This window comes from Embleya scabrispora (assembly GCF_002024165.1).
Taxonomy (GTDB): domain Bacteria; phylum Actinomycetota; class Actinomycetes; order Streptomycetales; family Streptomycetaceae; genus Embleya; species Embleya scabrispora_A.
In genome coordinates this window covers 2,638,672-2,656,955 of record NZ_MWQN01000001.1, presented here as the reverse complement: position 1 = coordinate 2,656,955, position 18,284 = coordinate 2,638,672, and the positions used below count along the sequence as shown (strand labels likewise).

Annotated in this window: 19 protein-coding genes and 1 tRNA gene; 8 read left to right on the top strand and 12 right to left on the bottom strand. The window is 70.8% G+C overall.

The window, feature by feature from the left end; genetic code table 11:
- Positions 1-3: 3 nt before the first annotated feature.
- The 7 genes from nuoK (at position 4) to B4N89_RS11580 (ending at position 7,982) form a co-directional block, all read left to right on the top strand.
- A complete protein-coding gene (nuoK, locus tag B4N89_RS11610) occupies positions 4-327 on the top strand; it encodes an NADH-quinone oxidoreductase subunit NuoK (RefSeq protein WP_078975783.1) in 324 nt (107 codons plus the stop codon).
- The gene (locus B4N89_RS11605; protein ID WP_414646414.1) at positions 318-2,219 is read left to right on the top strand and encodes an NADH-quinone oxidoreductase subunit L; all 1,902 of its coding nucleotides are present in this window, start codon (positions 318-320) and stop codon (positions 2,217-2,219) included. The genes nuoK and B4N89_RS11605 overlap by 10 nt, the downstream gene beginning before the upstream one ends.
- 52 nt (positions 2,220-2,271) lie before the next feature.
- Positions 2,272-3,777, top strand: a complete 1,506-nt coding sequence (locus B4N89_RS11600) for a complex I subunit 4 family protein (RefSeq protein ID WP_078975781.1) — start codon at positions 2,272-2,274, stop codon at positions 3,775-3,777.
- Between the two features lies 1 nt (position 3,778).
- Positions 3,779-5,329: an NADH-quinone oxidoreductase subunit N gene (locus B4N89_RS11595; protein ID WP_078975780.1), complete on the top strand. Its 1,551-nt coding sequence runs from the start codon at positions 3,779-3,781 to the stop codon at positions 5,327-5,329.
- 172 nt (positions 5,330-5,501) lie between these two features.
- A complete protein-coding gene (gene htpX, locus B4N89_RS11590; protein WP_078975779.1) occupies positions 5,502-6,362 on the top strand; it encodes a zinc metalloprotease HtpX in 861 nt (286 codons plus the stop codon).
- A gap of 94 nt (positions 6,363-6,456) precedes the next feature.
- Positions 6,457-6,861, top strand: coding sequence for a YccF domain-containing protein (locus B4N89_RS11585; protein ID WP_078975778.1), 405 nt, complete (start codon positions 6,457-6,459; stop codon positions 6,859-6,861).
- Positions 6,862-7,016: 155 nt separating this feature from the next.
- Positions 7,017-7,982 carry a glycosyltransferase family 2 protein gene (locus B4N89_RS11580; RefSeq protein ID WP_201260828.1) on the top strand — a complete coding sequence of 322 codons (966 nt, stop codon included), beginning with the start codon at positions 7,017-7,019 and terminating at the stop codon, positions 7,980-7,982.
- 184 nt (positions 7,983-8,166) lie between these two features.
- Here the strand turns inward: B4N89_RS11580 and B4N89_RS11575 are convergent, their stop codons facing one another.
- Positions 8,167-8,655, bottom strand: coding sequence for a YajQ family cyclic di-GMP-binding protein (locus tag B4N89_RS11575; RefSeq protein ID WP_078975776.1), 489 nt, complete (start codon positions 8,653-8,655; stop codon positions 8,167-8,169).
- A gap of 175 nt (positions 8,656-8,830) precedes the next feature.
- Here B4N89_RS11575 and B4N89_RS11570 point away from each other — a divergent pair.
- A tRNA-Tyr gene (locus tag B4N89_RS11570) sits at positions 8,831-8,913 on the top strand.
- Between the two features lie 194 nt (positions 8,914-9,107).
- Here B4N89_RS11570 and B4N89_RS11565 read toward each other — a convergent pair.
- The 11 genes from B4N89_RS11565 to traA all read right to left on the bottom strand — a co-directional run bounded on the left by B4N89_RS11565 (position 9,108) and on the right by traA (position 18,191).
- Complete coding sequence (locus tag B4N89_RS11565; protein ID WP_078975775.1) at positions 9,108-10,487, bottom strand: tyrosine-type recombinase/integrase; 1,380 nt, start codon at positions 10,485-10,487, stop codon at positions 9,108-9,110.
- 70 nt (positions 10,488-10,557) lie between these two features.
- Positions 10,558-10,737, bottom strand: coding sequence for a helix-turn-helix transcriptional regulator (locus tag B4N89_RS11560; protein WP_078979289.1), 180 nt, complete (start codon positions 10,735-10,737; stop codon positions 10,558-10,560).
- Between the two features lie 232 nt (positions 10,738-10,969).
- On the bottom strand, positions 10,970-12,526 hold the full coding sequence (locus B4N89_RS11555; RefSeq protein ID WP_078975774.1) for a hypothetical protein: 1,557 nt from the start codon (positions 12,524-12,526) through the stop codon (positions 10,970-10,972).
- Between the two features lie 91 nt (positions 12,527-12,617).
- The gene (locus B4N89_RS11550; RefSeq protein ID WP_078975773.1) at positions 12,618-12,830 is read right to left on the bottom strand and encodes a hypothetical protein; all 213 of its coding nucleotides are present in this window, start codon (positions 12,828-12,830) and stop codon (positions 12,618-12,620) included.
- A gap of 45 nt (positions 12,831-12,875) precedes the next feature.
- Entirely contained in the window at positions 12,876-13,712 is an 837-nt protein-coding gene (locus tag B4N89_RS11545; RefSeq protein ID WP_078979288.1) for a DNA primase, read from the bottom strand.
- 23 nt (positions 13,713-13,735) lie between these two features.
- Positions 13,736-13,963, bottom strand: a complete 228-nt coding sequence (locus B4N89_RS11540; RefSeq protein WP_078975772.1) for a hypothetical protein — start codon at positions 13,961-13,963, stop codon at positions 13,736-13,738.
- Positions 13,960-14,592, bottom strand: coding sequence for a class I SAM-dependent methyltransferase (locus B4N89_RS11535; RefSeq protein WP_101897060.1), 633 nt, complete (start codon positions 14,590-14,592; stop codon positions 13,960-13,962). The genes B4N89_RS11540 and B4N89_RS11535 overlap by 4 nt, the downstream gene beginning before the upstream one ends.
- Positions 14,589-15,143 carry a RapZ C-terminal domain-containing protein gene (locus B4N89_RS11530; protein WP_235618571.1) on the bottom strand — a complete coding sequence of 185 codons (555 nt, stop codon included), beginning with the start codon at positions 15,141-15,143 and terminating at the stop codon, positions 14,589-14,591. The genes B4N89_RS11535 and B4N89_RS11530 overlap by 4 nt, the downstream gene beginning before the upstream one ends.
- A gap of 91 nt (positions 15,144-15,234) precedes the next feature.
- Positions 15,235-15,528, bottom strand: a complete 294-nt coding sequence (locus tag B4N89_RS11525) for a DUF4031 domain-containing protein (RefSeq protein WP_078979285.1) — start codon at positions 15,526-15,528, stop codon at positions 15,235-15,237.
- 171 nt (positions 15,529-15,699) lie between these two features.
- The gene (locus B4N89_RS11520; RefSeq protein ID WP_143657927.1) at positions 15,700-17,796 is read right to left on the bottom strand and encodes a hypothetical protein; all 2,097 of its coding nucleotides are present in this window, start codon (positions 17,794-17,796) and stop codon (positions 15,700-15,702) included.
- An 11-nt stretch (positions 17,797-17,807) separates the two neighbouring features.
- Positions 17,808-18,191: a plasmid transfer protein TraA gene (gene traA, locus B4N89_RS11515; protein WP_078975770.1), complete on the bottom strand. Its 384-nt coding sequence runs from the start codon at positions 18,189-18,191 to the stop codon at positions 17,808-17,810.
- Between the last annotated feature and the right edge of the window lie 93 nt (positions 18,192-18,284).

Below are 18,284 nucleotides of genomic sequence, written 5' to 3'. Positions count from 1 at the left end.
CCGATGCATCTGGTCTATCCGCTCGTCCTCGCCGTCCTGCTGTTCGGCATCGGGCTGTACGGGGTGCTCGCGCGCCGCAACGCGATCCTCGTGCTGATGTCGATCGAGCTGATGCTCAACGCGGTCAACGTCAACCTGGTCGCGTTCGACATGTACCTGCGCGACACGCTGCACGCCGGACAGGCGCTGACCCTGTTCGTGATCACCATCGCCGCCGCCGAGATCGGCCTCGGCCTGGCGATCGTGCTGATGGTGTTCCGCAACCGGGCCACCGCCGACATCCCGGACCTGCGCGAGCTGGCCGAGCACAAGGAGGGATCGGTATGACGGTCGCCGCCGCGACGGCCGCCGCACTGCCCGCGCTCGCGGCCCTGCTCGGGCTGCTGCTCGGGCGCCGGGTGCGCCCGGTCCTGATCGCCGTACCCGCGGCCCTGGCCGCGACCGCGCTCACGATCGTGCCGGCCGCCGGCATCGGGGACGACGTGCGCGAGTCGGCGGTGCGGCTGACCCCCACCGGCGCCCTCGACATCACCCTCGGGCTGCGCGTGGACGGCCTCGCCGCGCTGTCCGCGGTGCTCGTCACGGTGGTCGCGCTGCTCGTCCAGGTCTACTCGGCGGCCTATCTGCGCGAGGACCCGCGCTACTCCTCCTACGCCGCGCTGGTCTCGCTGTTCACCGCGGCGATGTTGCTCGTGGTCTACACCGGCGACCTGATCGTGCTGCTGGTCGGCTGGGAGGTGATGGGCGTCTGCTCCTACTTCCTGATCGGCCACCACTGGGAGACGGAGGCGGCCCGCTCGGCCTCGATCAAGGCCTTCGTGGTCACCAAGCTGGGCGATGTGCCGTTCCTGATCGGCATCCTGGTCCTGGCCGCGGGCGCCGACTCGTTCCGGATCCGCGACGTGCTCGCGGCGGTGCCCGAGGGCGGCGCCGGCTGGGTCACCGCGGGCACCCTGCTCCTGCTGGGCGGCGTCGCGGGCAAGTCGGCCCAGGTGCCGCTGCAGACCTGGCTGCCCGACGCGATGGCCGGCCCCACCCCGGTGTCCGCGCTGATCCACGCCGCCACCATGGTCGCCGCAGGCGCCTACCTGGTGGCCCGGCTCTACCCGGCGTTCCTGGCCGCGCACCCGACGCTGATCGTGCTCGCCGTCATGGCCGCGGTGACGATGATCGGCTCGGCGCTCGCCGCGCTCGCCCAGGAGGACCTGAAGCGGGTGCTCGCGTGGTCCACGGTCGGCCAACTCGCCTACATGACCGGCGGCCTTGCGGTCGGCGGGCGCGACGCGGCGGTGTTCCACCTGCTCTCGCACGGCGCGTTCAAGGCGCTGCTCTTCCTCGGCGCGGGTGTGCTGATCCACGTGGCCGGGACCGGCGCGCTCGCCGGCATGGGCGGCCTGCGCCGGCGCGCGCCGATCGCGTTCTGGACCATGACGGCGGGTCTGGCGGCACTCGCCGGGGTGCCGCCGTTCTCCGGCTTCTTCAGCAAGGAGGCGGTGCTCGGCGCGGCCGAGCACACCGCCGCCGGACACGGCTCGGTGCCCGCTTTCGCCGGTTGGCTAATCCTGGTGGCGGGGCTGCTGACGGCCGCGTTGACGGCGGCCTACGCGGCCCGGGTCTGGTTGCGGGTGTTCTTCGGGCCGACGCGCGAGGCGGCGCCCGGTGCGGAGGTGCCGGCGCACGCGGACGCGGCGGACTACGGCGAACCCGGGCGGGGCCGCGGCGAGGCACCCGGCGCGATGGTGTGGCCGCTGGTGGTCCTCGCCGTGCCCACCGTGCTGTTCGGCTTCCTGGCCTTCCCCGGGCTGCCCTCGTTGGGCGGCGAACTCGGCTACGGAGAACTGACGCCGCATCCGCTGACCACGGGGTTGGCGCTGGTCGCGCTGGTCCTGGGCGCGGGGACGGTCGCCGCGGCGTGGCGGCGCGATCCGGCCGCCGACCCGGCCCGGGTGCTCGGTCCGGTGCGCGGCCCGGCGCTGCGCGGGTTCGATGTGGACGGGCTGTACGCGGCGCTGGTGGTCACCCCGGTCCGACTGGCCGCCAGGGCGGCCCGGTTCACCGACGGGGCCGTGATCGACACCTACGTCAAGGGCGCGGCGCAGAGCGCCTGGCTGCTCGGCGGCGGGATCCGCCGCGGCCAGAACGGCAACACCCGGCTGTATCTGACCGGCCTGTTCGCCGGCGTGGTCGTGCTCGCCCTCGCGGTGGCGGTGGGCTCGTGACCCGCCCCCGGTCGTTTCCCCCGACGCCCCTTCACGCCCAGGAGACCCCGCGGTGAGCGTCGTGCTGATCCTCGTCGTGGCCGCGCCGCTGCTCGGCGCCGCCCTGCTCCTGCTGCCCGGGGTCGGTGATCGGGCGGCCCGGCTGATCGGCGTCGGTGCGACCGCCGCCGCCCTGGTCGGCGCCGTCGTACTGGCCTGCGCGTTTCGGCGCGGGCGGGGGATGCGGTTCGAGACGGACGTGTCCTGGGCGCCCTCGCTCGGGTTGCGGTTCCACCTCGGCATCGACGGCATCTCGCTGCCGCTCCTGGTGCTCACCGCGCTGCTGACCCTGCTGGTCGCCGTCCACAGCCTGTGGAACATTCCGCCGGGCGGCTCCTCGCGGGCCTTCGTCGCGCTGTTCCTGCTCCTGGAGACCGGCACGCTCGGTACCTTCGCGGCCCTCGACCTGATCCTGTTCTTCCTCTTCTTCGAGGTCGTGCTGGTGCCGATGTACTTCCTGATCAACCGGTGGGGGAGTCCGGGCGAGCGCGGCCCCGCGTCGTACAAGTTCATCCTGTACACGCTGCTCGGCTCGGCCGTGATGCTGCTCGGCTTCCTGCTGATCCAGGCGAAGACCGGCACCTTCGACATGGTCGAACTCGCCGACCGGCACGGCGCGGGCATGTCGCACGGCGTGCAGGTGCTCGCGTTCCTGGCGATCGGCCTGGGCCTGGCGGTCAAGGTGCCGATGTGGCCGCTGCACACCTGGCTGCCCGACGCGCACACCGCCGCGCCGACGGCGGGCTCGGTGCTGCTGGCGGGGGTCCTGCTCAAGATGGGCACATACGGCCTGATCCGGATCGCGGTGCCGGTATTGCCCGAGGGCGCCGAGACGTTCGCGCCGTATCTGGCCGCGTTCGGCGTGGTCGGCATCGTGTACGGGTCGCTGGTGTGCCTGGCGCTGCTGCGCGACCCGGACGGGGATCTCAAGCGCGTCATCGCCTACTCGTCGGTGGGCCACATGGGCTTCGCGCTGCTCGGTATCGCCACGCTCACCCCGCAGGGCGTCAACGGTGCCCTGTTCGTCAACATCGGTCACGGGCTGGTCACCGGCCTGCTGTTCTTCCTGGCCGGCGCGGTCAAGGACCGGCACGGCACGGCGCTGCTCGGCCGGCTGGGCGGCGGGATGTACGGGCGTACGCCCCGGCTGGGCGCGCTGGTCGCGTTCGGCGCGGTGGCCGGGCTCGGGCTGCCGGGGCTGGCCGGCTTCTGGGGCGAGTTGTTGGCGATGTACGGCGCGTACGAGCCGGGCGCCGGGTTGTCCGTCGGCGGCTACCGGACCTTCCTGGCGATCGCCGGCCTGGGCACCGTGCTGACCGCGGCCTATCTGCTCGGCCTGGTCCGCCGGCTGTGCATGGGACCGGCGGGCGGCGAACCGGCCGCCGGGGTGGACGTGACCGGTCCGGAGCTCGTGGTGTGGACCCCGCTCGTCGCGCTGACCCTGGTCGCCGGGCTGTGGCCGGCCACCCTGCTCGCGATCACCGACCCGGCCGTGCGCGCCCTCATGGGAGGCAGCTGACATGCCGTTCGACGTCCAGTCGATCGACTGGCTCGCGATCTCGCCGGTACTGGCGGTCGCGGTCGCCGCGCTCGTGGTGCTGCTCGCGGACCTGTTCCTGGAGGGTGCGCGCAAGGCGGTGTTGCCCTGGCTGACGCTGGCCGGACTCGGCGCGGGCCTGGTGCCGCTGCTGCCGCTGCGGGCGGACGGGGACGACGCGCGCGGGACGTTCTGCTCGCCGTCGGGCTGTTCGTACGTGGTCACCGATCTGACGCTGGTGGTGCAGCTGGTGCTGCTCGGCTCGGCGTTCGTGGTGGTGCTGTTGTCGATGCCGATGGTGCGGGCGGGCGGCGCCGAGGGGGCGGGCGACTCGTCGGAGGTGCCGGGCGGTGAGTACCACTTTCTGCTGCTGTCCTCGGTGACCGGCGCGGTGGCGCTGGCCGGTGCCCGCGACCTGCTCACCCTGGTGGTCGCGCTGGAGACGTTGTCGCTGCCGGCGTTCGCGCTGGTCGGGCTGCGCCGGGACGGTCGGGGCGGCGAGGCGGCGCTGAAGTTCTTCCTGCTGTCGGCCGGCGCCACCGCGGTGCTGCTGTTCGGGGTGAGCCTGGTGTACGGCAGCACCGGCAGCGTGCATCTGGCCCGGATCGCGGGCGAGCTGGACCGGCTCGACCCGAAGCTCACCCACGTGGCCGCGACCGGCGCGGTGCTGACCATGATCGGGTTCGCGTTCAAGGTCGCGGCGGTGCCGTTCCACGCCTGGGCGCCGGACACCTATCGCGGCGCGCCGATCCCGGTCGCCGCGTACCTGTCGGTGGTCTCCAAGACCGCGGGCTTCGCCGGGTTGCTGCTGGTCGCCGGCATCGCGTTCCGCCCGTACGCGCACCTGTGGGGGCCCGCGCTCGCGGTGCTCGCGGCGGTGACGATGACCGCGGGCAACCTGGCCGCGCTGCGGCAGACCGACGCGGTACGGCTGCTCGCCTGGTCCTCGATCGCCCAGTCGGGCTATGTGCTGGTGCCGTTCGGCACGGCCGCCGGGCACGGCGAGGACCTGGCCGACACGCTGCCCGCGGCGGTGGCGTACCTGGCGGTGTACGCGGTGATGAACCTGGGCGCGTTCGCCGTGGTGACGCTGGTCGCGCGCGAGCGGGGCGGGCTGGTCGCCGACCATCGCGGCCTGTTCCGCGCGCATCCGGTCGCGGCGCTCGCGATGGCGTTCTTCCTGCTGTGCCTGGCCGGTATCCCGCCGGGTCTGGCCGGGCTGTTCGCGAAGGTGACGGTGTTCCAGGCGGTGATCGGGGCCGGCACCGGGTGGTTGGCGGTGGTGATGGCGGTCAACGTGGTGATCGGCCTGTACTACTACCTGGCGTGGACGGCACAGCTGTTCGCGGTCGAGGCGCCGGGGATGCCGTCGCTCGCGCGTTCCGAGGGGCCGGGCGGGGTGCGTACCGGGACGGCCCCGATGCCGCTTCCGCTGGTCGCCGCGCTCGTGCTCACGGGGGTGCTCGGGGTGCTGCTCTCGGTGGCGCCGCAGCTGGTCCTGCATGTGCTCACGGTGCCGGGGTTGCTCGGCTGACCTGCGGTTCCGTCCCGGGGCGGGGGGTTACGCCGGCCCCGGGAGGGAACTCTGCGTGGCGTTGTCCCGTTGCGAAAGAAGAGACAACGGGCAGAGGGCGACAAGCCGGCGGATACCCCGCACGGGCCCGCATTGTCACCCCTGGACGCTGACGCTTCGAGAGGACTCTGCCGTGCACGGCCAGCACAACGGACTGAAGACCGCCGTACTGCTCGGTGGGATGTCGGCGCTCATCCTGGTCGTCGGCAGCTTCTTCGGCCGCACCGGGTTGATCATCGCCCTGTTCGTGGCGCTCGCGACGAACGGCTACGCCTACTTCAACAGCGACAAGATCGCGCTGCGCTCGATGCGGGCGCGTCCGGTCAGCGAGGCGGAGAACCCCGAGCTGTACCGGATCGTGCGCGAACTCTCCAACGACGCGCGCCAGCCGATGCCGCGCCTGTACATCTCGCCCACCGAGGCGCCGAACGCGTTCGCCACCGGCCGCAACCCGCGCAACGCGGCGGTGTGTTGTACGACCGGCATCCTGCGCATCCTGGACGCGCGGGAGCTGCGAGGGGTGATCGGGCACGAGCTGTCGCACGTGTACAACCGGGACATCCTGATCTCGTCCGTGGCCGGCGCGTTGGCCAGTGTGATCATGTTCCTGGTCAACTTCGCCTGGCTGATCCCGTTCGGCCGCAGCAACGACGACGACGGTCCCGGCCTGTTCGGCATGCTGGCGATCATGATCCTGGGGCCGCTGGCGGCCAGTGTCATCCAGTTGGCCGTCAGTCGATCGCGTGAATACCAGGCGGACGCCTCCGGGGCCCGGCTCACCGGCGACCCGCTGGCGCTGGCGAGCGCGCTGCGCAAGCTGGACGCGGGCACCCAGGCGCTGCCGCTGCCGCCGGAGCCGAAGTTGCAGACCACCAGCTCGCTGATGATCGCCAACCCGTTCCGGCGGGGCGCGGGCGGGATGAGCAAGCTGTTCTCGACCCACCCGCCGATGGCGGACCGGATCGCGCGTCTGGAGCAGATGGCGGGGCGGTGAGGGGGCGGGGTCGAGGGATCGGGCCGCGTGCGTTGTTCCCCGTCAGCCCTGCGGGGGACGGCATGGTGGGCGGGGCCGGGGTAGAAACAACCCCGTGAAAACTGTCCTGAACGTCATCTGGCTCGTCTTTGCCGGCTTCTGGCTCGCGATCGGCTACGCGATCGCCGGCCTCGTCTGCTTCCTCCTCTTCTTCCTCGTGGTGACCATCCCGCTCGGCATCGCGGCCTTGCGGATCGCGGCGTACGCGTTGTGGCCGTTCGGTCGGCGGGTGGAGTGGCGCCGGGACGCCGGTGCCGGGTCGCTGCTCGGCAACATCCTGTGGATCGTGCTGTTCGGCTGGTGGCTGGCGCTCGGGCACCTGGTCACCGGCGTGCTCCTGTGCATCACGATCATCGGCATCCCGCTGGGTCTGGCCAACTTCAAGCTGATCCCGGTCTCGCTCACCCCGCTGGGCCGCGAGATCGTCTCGACGGACGACCCGAGGCACGTCGGCGTCTGAGCCCGGACAGGCCAATCGGGAGGTCTCGTACGAGGGAGACGGGCACCCGATTGCTGTAGTCGCGCATCCGGTGTGTCGATATGGATCGGGACACCGGTGTGGCGATATCCACCGGTAAGCCCTGTTATCCCACCTCGGGAAGCGCGGAGGTTGCCGTGGCGGCTACGGTCAGTGTCATCGTTCCCACCCGGGATCGCACGGCCCAACTGGCCGACGCCCTGCGCAGCGTGGCCCTCCAGGGCATCCGGGGCATCGAGGTCGTGGTGATCAACGACGGCGGCGCGGACGTCGCGGGGGTGCTGCCGCTCGGGGTGCGCGGGATGACCGTGCGGCTGCTGTCGTTCCCGCGCTCGCGGGGGCCGGCCGCGGCACGCAACGCGGGCCTGGAGATCGCCACCGGCCGCTTCGTCGCCTTCCTCGACGACGACGACCTGTACCTGCCGGGCCACCTCGAGCGGGCCCTGGCCGCGCTGGAGCACTCCGGGACGGACGCCGTGTACGCGGACTGCGTGCTGAGCGGGGCGCGGGCGGTGCCGGGCGAGATCCCGGCGGGCAGCCCGTACCGGTACGACTTCCCGTACGACCCGGACATGCTCTCGGTGGCCAACTTCGTCCCGACCACGGCCGTGGTGGCCCGCAACCCCGCGCACACCGCGCCCGCGTCGTGGTTTCGCTTCGACCCGGAGTTGCCGATCCTGGTCGACTGGTCGTTGTGGCTGCGGCTGGTGCACGACCGGGGGTGGTCGTTCACCCGGTTGTCCGAGCCGGGGGTGGTCTACCACCGGGAACCGGCCGACGCGAGCCTGGCGGGCGGCATGGCGGCGCGGGTCGCGTGGCTGAGCCAGTACGAGGACACGTATCGCACGGTGATCGCCCGCTGGCCGGTGCCGCCGACGGGCCGGGTCGCGAGGTTCCGCCGCCACGCGCTGACGATGTTCGCGATCGCCCACGAACACCTGGCCACGGGCGCGGACCTGGCCCCCTTCGCCTACGAGGAGGCCCTCAGAGTCCTCCACGCGGGTTTCACGGGCCGCCTCGAGGAAGACCGAGTCCCCATCCACCTGTCCGAGGTCCTGACCACCCGCACCACGACAGCCCCCAGCGCGGCGGCACCTCGGTAGCGGCGCCCGCGCCCCCCGCCCTTGCCCCGGACACGCACGAAGGGCACGGCGAGGACCGCCGGGGAGGGCCACCTGTCGGCGACCCTCCCCGGATCCTCGTCGTGCCCTCGTCCCGACCGACGCCGGACCACCCGGAGCACCGAGCCCACATCACCACCACGCCGCCGCGCGGCGACGACGGCGACTAGCGGTAGTTCACGAACTGGAGCGCGAACTCCAGGTCCTTGCCCTTGAGCAGCGCGATGACCTCCTGGAGGTCGTCCCGATTCTTCGACGACACACGCAGCTCGTCGCCCTGGATCTGCGCCTTGACGCCCTTGGGGCCCTCGTCGCGGATGATCTTGGAGACCTTCTTCGCGTTCTCCTGGGAGATGCCCTCCTGGATCGACGCGAAGATCTTGTACTCCTTGCCGGACGCCTTCGGCTCACCGGCGTCGAGCGACTTGAGCGAGATGCTGCGCTTGATCAGCTTGCCCTGGAACACGTCGAGGATCGCGTTCACGCGCTCCTCGGAGTTGGCGCGCATCTCGATCTGCTCGCCGGTCCAGCCGATGTGCGCGCCGACGTTCTTGAAGTCGAACCGCTGCGCGATCTCCTTCGAGGTCTGGTTCAGCGCGTTGTCGACCTCCTGACGGTCGACCTTGGACACGATGTCGAAAGAGGAGTCAGCCAAGGCTCGGAATCGCTTTCTGTGGGATCTGACAGGGAGGGAAGGCAACCCCTCCAGCCTAGAGCGTCCCCCACAACCCCGACCCCGACCGCACCCGCCCCCACCCGAACCGATACCGAGTGGCGAAGCACCCGGGGTGGTCCGCTATTGTTGTCCCGTCGCGCCGAGAGACGCACAAGGCGGGTTGCCCGAGTGGCCAAAGGGAGCAGACTGTAAATCTGCCGGTGTACGCCTACGTTGGTTCGAACCCAACACCCGCCACACCACCGAGAAGGCCCCTGACCAGCGGAAACGCTGGTCAGGGGCCTTCTTCGTTCGAGAAAACAGGCGGATGCTCGAAAAGCGTGGCTTGTCTCACCTTGTCCCACCAAATCTCGGGTGTGGATCAGCGGGTGAGGAACATGCGTGGAACGGTCGCCGGGCGGACGCAGGCCCGCGCAGGCGCCCCGACCGCCTCACGAGCCGTCGGCCCGCCACTGCCTCATGGCCTCCGAGATCTTGCGGTTGGCCTGCTCGGCGACGCCCGGCAGGCACTTGGCGTACACGCGCAGCAACACGTTCACGCTGTGCCCGGCACGGCGGGCCACCTCCGTCGGGTCGACACCGGAATTCAGCCACAGAGACACGCAGGCGTGCCGTAGGTCGTAGGGCCGCTTGGCGAGGGCGGATTCCACCTGTTCGGCGCTGAGCGCGGCCACGCGGGCACGTCGCCAGACCTCGCCGTACCCGCTCTCCTGGACCATGCCACCGCGGGCGGTGCGGAACAGCCGTCCGTCCGGGGCCGTGCCGTGGACGTACACGTGCCACCGGAGCATCGCCACCAACTCCGGCGGGATCGGCACCGGGCGTGTCGCCTTCCTCGCCCGCCCCTTCAGCGAGCGCTTGTCGTGCGACTTCCGGTCGTCGGTCCAGGCCGACCCCACCCGAGGACGCGACTCACGCAGCTTCAGCACGCCCCACCCGCGCTTGGGCAGCACACAGTCCTTACGCATCAGCCACACGACCTCGGCCGGACGCATCCCGGCGTGGTACATGCAGCCGAAGAACGCGGCCAGGTGCCGACCGCGGGCACTCTCGGCGTATACGGCATCAAGCAGCACGTCGGCTTGGCGCGGGTTGACCACGTTCTCCGGCTCTACCTGCTCGGAGACCTTCGGGGCAGTCCACTGGACCGTTCCGAGCGGGTTGGCGGTCAATCGGCGGGTCTCCACAGCGAAGCCCAGGGCGTTGTGGAAGATGGCCCGCTTGCGCTGCACCGTTGAAGGGGCCGCCGCGTCGCCGTCGAGCCGCTTCCCGAACGCGGCCAGCACCTTCCGCATGACGATGGCGTCATCCAGTGCGCTCATCGGAAGCGCGTGCTTCTTGACCCACCGGAGCGTTTCCACCACCTCTGGCGGCGCCTCCTCGTCCCAGCGATTGACGTTGAACGCCCACCCGTAGAGCGCGAGCCGAAGCGCTTCCGGCGTCGGCTTGCGCCGACCGTGGGCCACCAGAACGGGCGTCGCGGTCGCGAGCGCATCCGCCAACGTCGTCCGCGTCTTGGCCGGTGAGGCGTCCCACTTCATCTCGATGTAGTCGCGTGCGTGGGTGTACCAGGTGACGTCGTCCAGCGCGCGGGCCTCCGGCATCGGCAGCCCGCTGATCTCGTCAAAGGCCGTGCCGTCCTGGATGAACTTCAAGAGTTCGGCACGCCGGTTGTCCGCAAGCCCCTTGGTCTTGAAGGTCTTCGAGCACGGATTGCCACCGACCTTCCAGCGGACTTCGTACGTCGTCCCCTTGGCGCGTTCGTGGACGCGGAGTTCCCAGATGCGGACCTTGAAGGATGGCTTGAGCAAGCTGACTTCCTCATGGGAGGGCCCGGTCCGGTAACCCGGACCGGGCCGCAGTGATGGCGTGGCTGGTTGGTCAGTCGTTCAGGGACGCCCACCAGGCGTCCACGTCCGCACGGCGGAACCTGAGCTGACCGTTCGGGAGCTTCTTGGACTTCGGCGCGAGCCCCTTGGCCCGCATCCGGTAGAACGCAGCACGTGAGATGTCCAACTCATCCAGGACATCGGGCAACTTCAGCGTCTTCGCTCGACTCACCGGTGCACTCCTGTGGCTAGTGACTCCGGCGCGGGTCTTGGTCCCGGCGCCGTTGCGGGTGAAGGGGTCGCGGCCCCGTCCCGGGAAAGCGCGTTTCGGAAAGTGCCTGCACTTCATCGTCCGCATCGTCCGCATCGTCCGTGCGAACATGAAAGTGCTGGTCAGAGGGGGTGCGCCTGCGGACGATACGGGGCGTCGTATCGTCCGCGGGATCGTCCGCATCGTCCGCAGATCACGCCCGTGCGGACGATGCGGACGGCCTGCGGACGATGTGGGCTGTCGTATCGTCCGCGTGTTTTCGCTGGTTAGACGTGGTTGCGGACGTTGCGGACGATGCGGACGATGAAATGCGGGGACTTTCCGATGTCGTCGTCCGCGTGGTGTCGATCAGGACGATCAGACGTTCGCGATTGCGGTCGGCGGACCGCTGGTCGAGGTCCACCGTGATGCCGAAGGCCCGGAGCGCCGGGACGTTGCGCTTGATCTGTTCACGCATGCGTCGCACGTTCGGCCAGTCCTTCGGCGGACGGGGTTCGCCGTGCGCATCCTTCGGGGTCAGGTGCTCCCACAGTTGGGTGGGTGTGCCCGTCCACCGTCCGCCGGGCGTCGTCTCGGCGAAGTCCCGCAGTGCCTCGCCGAATTGGGACAGCGACTCGGCTTCGGTGGCGCTGGCGAGTGCGAGGTAGCGTGGCAGGCTCTTCCAGCCCGTGGCGCGGTCGAGCGCGGCCAGAACCCGGGCGAAGTCGGCCATGCGGGCGACGCCGCCGGTGGTGACGTGGTCCCGCCCGGCAAGCACCGCCGTCAGCAGGTCGAGCAGGGCACCGAGCGCGCCGGGCAACGCTTCGGCATATGCGGCCCACACGTCCCGCTCGTCCTTGTACTCGGTGATCGGCAACAGGTCGATCGGCAACAGGCGGTTGGCCAAGTCACCCTGACCGCCGACGGGTTCGATCCCGTTGATGATGATCGGCCGCCGGAAGCTGATCACGGACACGTCGTTGTCGGTGTAGAGCGCCCGGTCGATCATGCCCTCGCCCGTCGAGGCCCGGCAAAGCCAGTCGGAAAATTCGTCGGAGATGACGGACACGTTGTCGATGCCGCTGGTCCACCCGGCATAGGCGCCGATGATCCACGCCTTCACGTCGCGTGGCGTGGATCGTGTCGGTGCCGGTGAGGGGCTGATCGCGTTCACGATCATCCGCGTCGCGACCGACTTGGCGGACCCCCGAAGCCCGAACAAACCCAGAACGGGATACGGCAGATCGGGCAGGAGCGCGCCGACCATCCAACCGACGATCAGGGGCCAGTCGTCGTCGGCGACGTTGAACAGCGCCCGGAATGCGTCGATGGTGCCCCCGGGGATCGGGGTCGGCAACGGCGCGATGAGCTTCGTCCGCCGGAACAACACCGGCGAGCGCTGCTCGATGCTCCAGCCGTCCGCCGTGGCGACGACACACCGCCCGTCCGCGGTGCCGAGGTCGAGCACGACAGCCTCACCATGCGAGGCGACCCGCAGGTTGACGGGCTCGGGATCGCACGCGTACGCCTCGCCCGTGAACACGGCGATGGCATCCGACAGTGCGCCCGCCCCGGGCACCTGTCCGCCGCAGGCATCGGTGTACACCCGAGCCATCTGCACCCGCAGTCCGCCGACACCGGTCAACGGCAGCGCCACGGACGGCCCGTCGACCTGGACCGCATACGCCGTGCCGTCCTGTCCCATGAGCGGGCGGTAACGCTCCCGAATCAGCTCCAACAGGATCGTGGCCTGAGCCTTCTTCTCACTCACCGCATGGCTCCTTTCATCGGGCTGCGGCCATTCCCTCCAGGCCGGGGCGGTCGAGGGGCTCGATGGGCCCGTCGGCCGCCCCGGCGCGTTGTCAGACCTTCAGGTCGGCGATCTCCTTGGCGCGGCTGAGGAACAGCACGCGGCGGGAGACGGTGCCGAGCACGATGCGCTTGTCGCTGCGGTGGGCGGACGTGAGCAGCTTGCGTCCGGTGGTCAGGGCGTGGGTGTCGGTCGGTTCGCTGAAGAACCGGCTGCCGCGTTTGTTGCCCGCGGCGTCCTTGAACTCGATGTGGAACTCGGCCATGGCGGAGCGGCCCTCCTCGGGTGGCTGGTGTGCGGGTGGGATGGTTCAGGCGCTTGCGTGCAGTCCGTTGCGGACGGCGCGGCGCGCGTAGGGCTCGGGCACACCGACCGCGACGGCGGCCGTGATGATGTCCTCGGCCAATGCGTCGAGCCCGCACGGGCCGGGGCATCCGATGTGCTGCTTGGCCAGGAATCGGGCGACGCTGTACGCGCTGGATCCGGCGCCGGTCTCGGTGTGGCTGCGGACGATGGCGAGTCCGCGTTTGATGCCGGTTTGGACGTAGCCCTGGGTGTGGCGGCATCCGGTGGCGACCGCGCGCGTCCATGTGTTCTGCGGTCGGGAGGAAGAGTCCACCCCTCCCCCGGGGCGGGTGGTCTCTTGTCTTTCCCGGTCGAGCAGCGCGTGGACGGCCGAGGGCAGCGGAACCGTGCGCCCGGTGCCGGGTCCGAGCCAACGGGCGTAGGCCATGCGGGACTTGATGTCGACGCCGGGGCGGACGTGGTTCGCAGATCGGGTGGCGCCCCGGTAGATCCAGTGCTCGCCGCGCGTGGTCGCCACCACGCGGGTGGGCGGAAGGGTTGCGCGGGCCCACTCGATCGCCTCGCGGTCGTCCAGGTCGACCACGGTGTATCCGGCGCCGCCGGGGTGGTAGGCGACGGCGACCGCCCGCGCCCAGGCCCGCACCCAGGGCGGGGAGGCGATCACGTTCGGGTCGGTGGTCGCTGCGGCCCACGCGTGGCACACGCGCGGGCACTCGCAGGGTCCGGCCGCCTTCATGTTCGGTCGGCCGCCGCAGGCCGCGCCCGTGCAGGCGGGGCAGTTCCCGAAGGGGACCTTGCCCGCCCGCAGGGGCAGAACCGGCACGCCGGAGGCGGCCAGCATGAGAGCGGTGTGCAGGTGGCCGGTCACGAGACACCCCACTTGCGCGCGGCCCGTTCGATCCGCTCTGTCAAGGCCGTGCCGGGTGGGAACGGGCCGAACTCGCTGTGGATGATGGCCAGAGCCTTGTCCGTGTCGTCGGGCCGAACGAACCGCAGGGCGGCAGCCGTGAACATGTGTTCGCGGGCTTCCGCGATCAGACGGTTGATCTCGTCGTTGACGTCTTCGCCGTCGGACGTGAGGGACGGGTTCATGCGGCCGTCTCCTCTCGGGCGCGGGTGGTGAGCGCGTCGATGAGGTCGGTGCCGATGTGGTGGGTGTAGGCGGGTGGGATGGCCTTGCGGGCTTCCTTGTTGGTCATCCAGGTGCAGCCCATGGCGTCGGCGTATGCGCGTTCGCGGCTGTGGTCGAAGGGGACCAGGTCGCGGTGGTGCCAGCAGGGCGGGGTGAGCCGGGGTCCTCCGGACCAAGAGGTCTCGAACGCCCTGTGCCTGCGCACGTGGAGGCCGAACATGGAGCCGCACAACAGGTAGTGCGCCCGGATCGGTGCCTCGGGGACATTCTCGATCACCCACGGCCGACCGGACGCGACGAGCAGGGGGCGTCCGGGGGTGACCAGGTCGGGGTGGGTGGCGCGGTCGCCGGTGGCGCCGGTGACGTTGGCGAACTTCTCGCACGGCCACGACGCGTGGATCGCGTCGAAGGAACGACCGTGCTCGGACAGGTACTCCAGGGCGTCGGCCTGTACGAACACGTCGCCGCAGTAGTTCGGCTGCGCGACCAGGTCCACGCCGGTGACGTGCCATCCGGCGAGCCGGTACCCGTGCGCGGCGCCACCGGCGCCGCAGCACAGGTCCAGCAGACGCGGGCGGAGATCGCTCACGACGCGTCCCCCTCGTCCTCGTGGTGGCAGGGGCAGTCGCAGCCGCGCCGACGCTCCGCGCGGCACGCGTCGTAGTGGCGTCGGGCCATGCAGTCGGAGCCGACGAACGGTCCCGGACCCACGATGCGCGGAAGGCCGGTGAGCGTCGGTGCGTGGGCGGTCGAGGGCAGCACCGACCGGTGCACGTCGCGGTGTTCGACCTCGATCCGCGCGCACCCGTCGGCGAGGATGGCGGCGATGTGGCGGGCGATGCCGACGCTGCGGTGCCTGCCGCCCACGCACCCACACGCCACGGTGATCGGGCCCGGGACGGCGTGGGCCAGGTCGTGCGCGGCGAGCGCGGTCGCGGCGGCAAGGTCCCGCACGCCGGGAGTGGCCAGGACGTGCGCATACACGTCGGCGTCCAGGCCGGTGAGCTGCTTCATCGCCGGGTCGTGGTGCGGGTTACGGAAGCGGCGCCGCAGGTCGAGCGTGATCTCGGCGTCGGGCGCCGGGCCGTGGCCGTAGCCGAAGGACACGATGCGGATGATCCGCCCGTGATTGTTTGTCATGCTGGTGGTCCCTTCCGGGTCCTTGCAGGCTTCGGGTTGGGCCCGGGGCGACCGCCGGACTTGGCGGAAAGACGGTCGCCCTGGGGCGGATTCAGCGAAGCGCTTCGGAGAAGCGACGCTCGGCCATGAGTTCCGCGAGGCGGTAGCGGTCGATCTCTACGGCGCCGAGACGGATCGCCAGCGCCCGCTTCGAGGGCACGACGTCGTAGTGCCAGCGGTAATTGGTCGCGTTCTGGAACCAGCTCCGCTTGAGACCCAACCGCGCCGCGAACGCGTGCAACTCGTCTCGCGTGTCGGCGGTCAGATGCGACCAGCGGGTGTAGCGCAGCCCCTTGAGCCTGGCCGCGCGGGTGTGGTCGGTGATCTCGTCCACGTAGACGGTCACGTCGGCCAACCCCTCTCTGTTGGTTACGGTGTGTAGTGGCGTGTGGGTGTGGGTGTGCGCACGCGTGCGGGTGTGCGCACGGGCGAGAGTGCAGGTCAACGCGCGCGCGTGCGCGCGAGGGCAACAGGTGTGCGCACGCCTCTGCACGCGTGCGCACACCCCGCCGCACGGCTACGCGGCGTAGTTCTCGAACGCGTCGTCGCGGGGGATGATGAGCCAGGACCCGAGCTGTCCGCCGGGGTTCTCGGCGACCTCCCGGCCGCTGTCGGCGAGTTCCGCCAGGCGTCGGGAGACCCAGCTCCGGTGACGTCCGACGCGGGCCTGTGGGAAGTCCTTGGGCGCGCACACCGCCTCACCCCGTGCCCGCAACTCGTCCAGGATCGTCGCCATCTCGGCGAGCGCGTCCTCGGTGGAGCGACTGCTTGCGAACTCCGGCTCGGACACCTGCATCACCCGGGAGGGTTCCTCAAGCTCCGCGTCGGGGTTTGCCGCCGCGTCGAGGTCGCTCTCGTGATCGACCACGTACGGCCGCTCGTCCTCCCCGGGCCGGACGCCGAACTCCTCGACGGCATCGTGCGCTTCGCCGTCCACGTCGTCTGCCTCCGGGCGGTTCGCCTGCGCCTGCGCCTGCGGCTGTTCGGCGAGCGCGGCCCGCAGCGGGCCCGGCTCGCGCGGCTCCTCGCCCGCCGTGCGCTTGGCGGCCGATGCCTTGTAGGCCGCGTAGCGGGGTCCGGCGACGGCGGCCGTCGCCTTGTCCACACCCTGGGGACGCACCGGCGCGTACATCGTCACCAGGCGCCGCAGGTCTTCCGGTTCGGGCAGTCGGAAGACCCGGCCGGGCACCGCCCACCGCTCCACCGGCACGCCCGGCGCCTGGAGATACAGGCATCCGGGTTGGGTGTTGGCCCACACCTCCGGGGAGGCCCCGGCGTCCTTGGCGCGGTCGTCCATCATGAACGACGCGTCCTCGTCGTTCTTCGCACCGAAGATGAACGCGGTACCGAACTGCGAGCGGACCTCGGTGGAGATGCCCGCGTACGACGCGCGCTGCAACGACACCGACAGGACCACACCCGCCGACCGCGCCTGCTTCGCGGCCGTGACGAGGTTGGGGTGGTCGGCGACCGCCGAGTCGCTGGACTCTTCGAAGTGCGCGAGCAGGAGTGGAATCTTGTGCTTGGTCCAGCACTCGGGGACCCATTGCTTGTACCCGAGGCGGCCGAGCAGGTCGGCGCGGGTCTTGACGACGGGTACCAGCACGTCGAGCATCGCGCCGACTCCGGTCGTGGTGGTTTCGCACCAGTCCAGGCCGTGCCGGATGTCGCCGAGTGTCTGACGGCCCTTGGACGGGTCGCCCACCCACACCACGACATCGGAACGGGTCATGACCTCCGTCAGCACGATGACCATGGACTCGGACTTGCCCGCGCCGGTCATGCCTGTCTCGGCCATGTGCGACAGCGGGCGCGGTTCGTCGCGGTCGTCGCTTCCGGGCAGCCACACCTGCATGGGGCGGCCGTCCTGGTAGACGCCGAACCGGATCGGCCGCGCGATCGACTGCCCCGGCAACTGCGGCCCCGGGTACGGGATCGCCTTGCGGAGCTGATCGACCGGGGTCACCGACAGCGACACCTTCGAGTGGTCGTCGCGGTCCGGCGTGACCCGGATCGCCGCCGGGCTCGTGCGCAGCGCGCCCGCCAATACCGGGATGCGATCCTGCACGTCCTTCGGCGTCAACTCCCCCGCAGGGAGCTGGAGGTCCGCGCGGACCTCCCCGCCGACCACCTCACCCTTGACGACCTGCGTCCGGGCGAGCCCGACCATTTCGAACAGGCCGTCGCTCACGCTCTCGGCGCCGCTGTTGCGCAGGGCGTGGCGAAGATTCCACCACAGCGCGAGGGTGCCCCCGCCGAGTGCCTGGAGCAGGGCCACGTTCGGCGACGTCGGCCCGGCCACGGTCGCGGCCGTCAGGTAGGCACTGGCCGCGCCGGTGGACACCGTCGCCATCGCCCGCAGTCGCGGGGAGCGCTTCGACGCCTCCGACCACGCCGCGACCGTGATCCCCGCACCGGCCGCGCCGATCAGCGCGGTCGCGGCGGGGTTGGTGCCGATCGTGTCGTGCGCCAGCGCCGCCGGAATCGTCAGCCCCGCCGCGACCATCCACGGCGGCAGCAACGGCGCCGCGCGGCTGGTCAGGTGCTTGGCGGCCTGATCGAGCGGGGCGGTGGCCACCGCCGTCGCCCGTGAACCTCTCGATTTCCTTGCCACGATGCGTCTCCTCACGCCTCGAACTTGAACGCGGGCTTGACCGGCTTGGACTTGACCCCGGCGGCCTGCAACTCGGCCGCGTAGTTCTTCTGGAAGCTCGCGTACGCCTTGGCCATCGACCCGGCCGCGTACTTCAACGCCTCGGCCGCGATGATCAGGTGCTTGGACGTGTCCTTCGCCCGCTTCCGCCCGGCCCGCCCGGCAAGCAGGGCATCCACCGGCGCGATCTGCGACAGGACCGCGTACAACTCCTCAGCCGCCATGGCCAGTTCGAGCGACCCGTCCCGGCAGAACAGGCGCCCGCCGTTGCAGTAGTCGCGAATCGACTTGTTCGTCACGAACTCCGGATCACCCAGGACATCCTGGGCCGTACTCCTGCGCCGCTGCTGGGCCATCGGCCCTCCCTCGTATGCGGTGTGAATGGATTCGAGCAGGGCTGACCCGCCCTCGCGCCCGGCCGCGAACTGCGGTCCGGGTGCGAGGGAAAC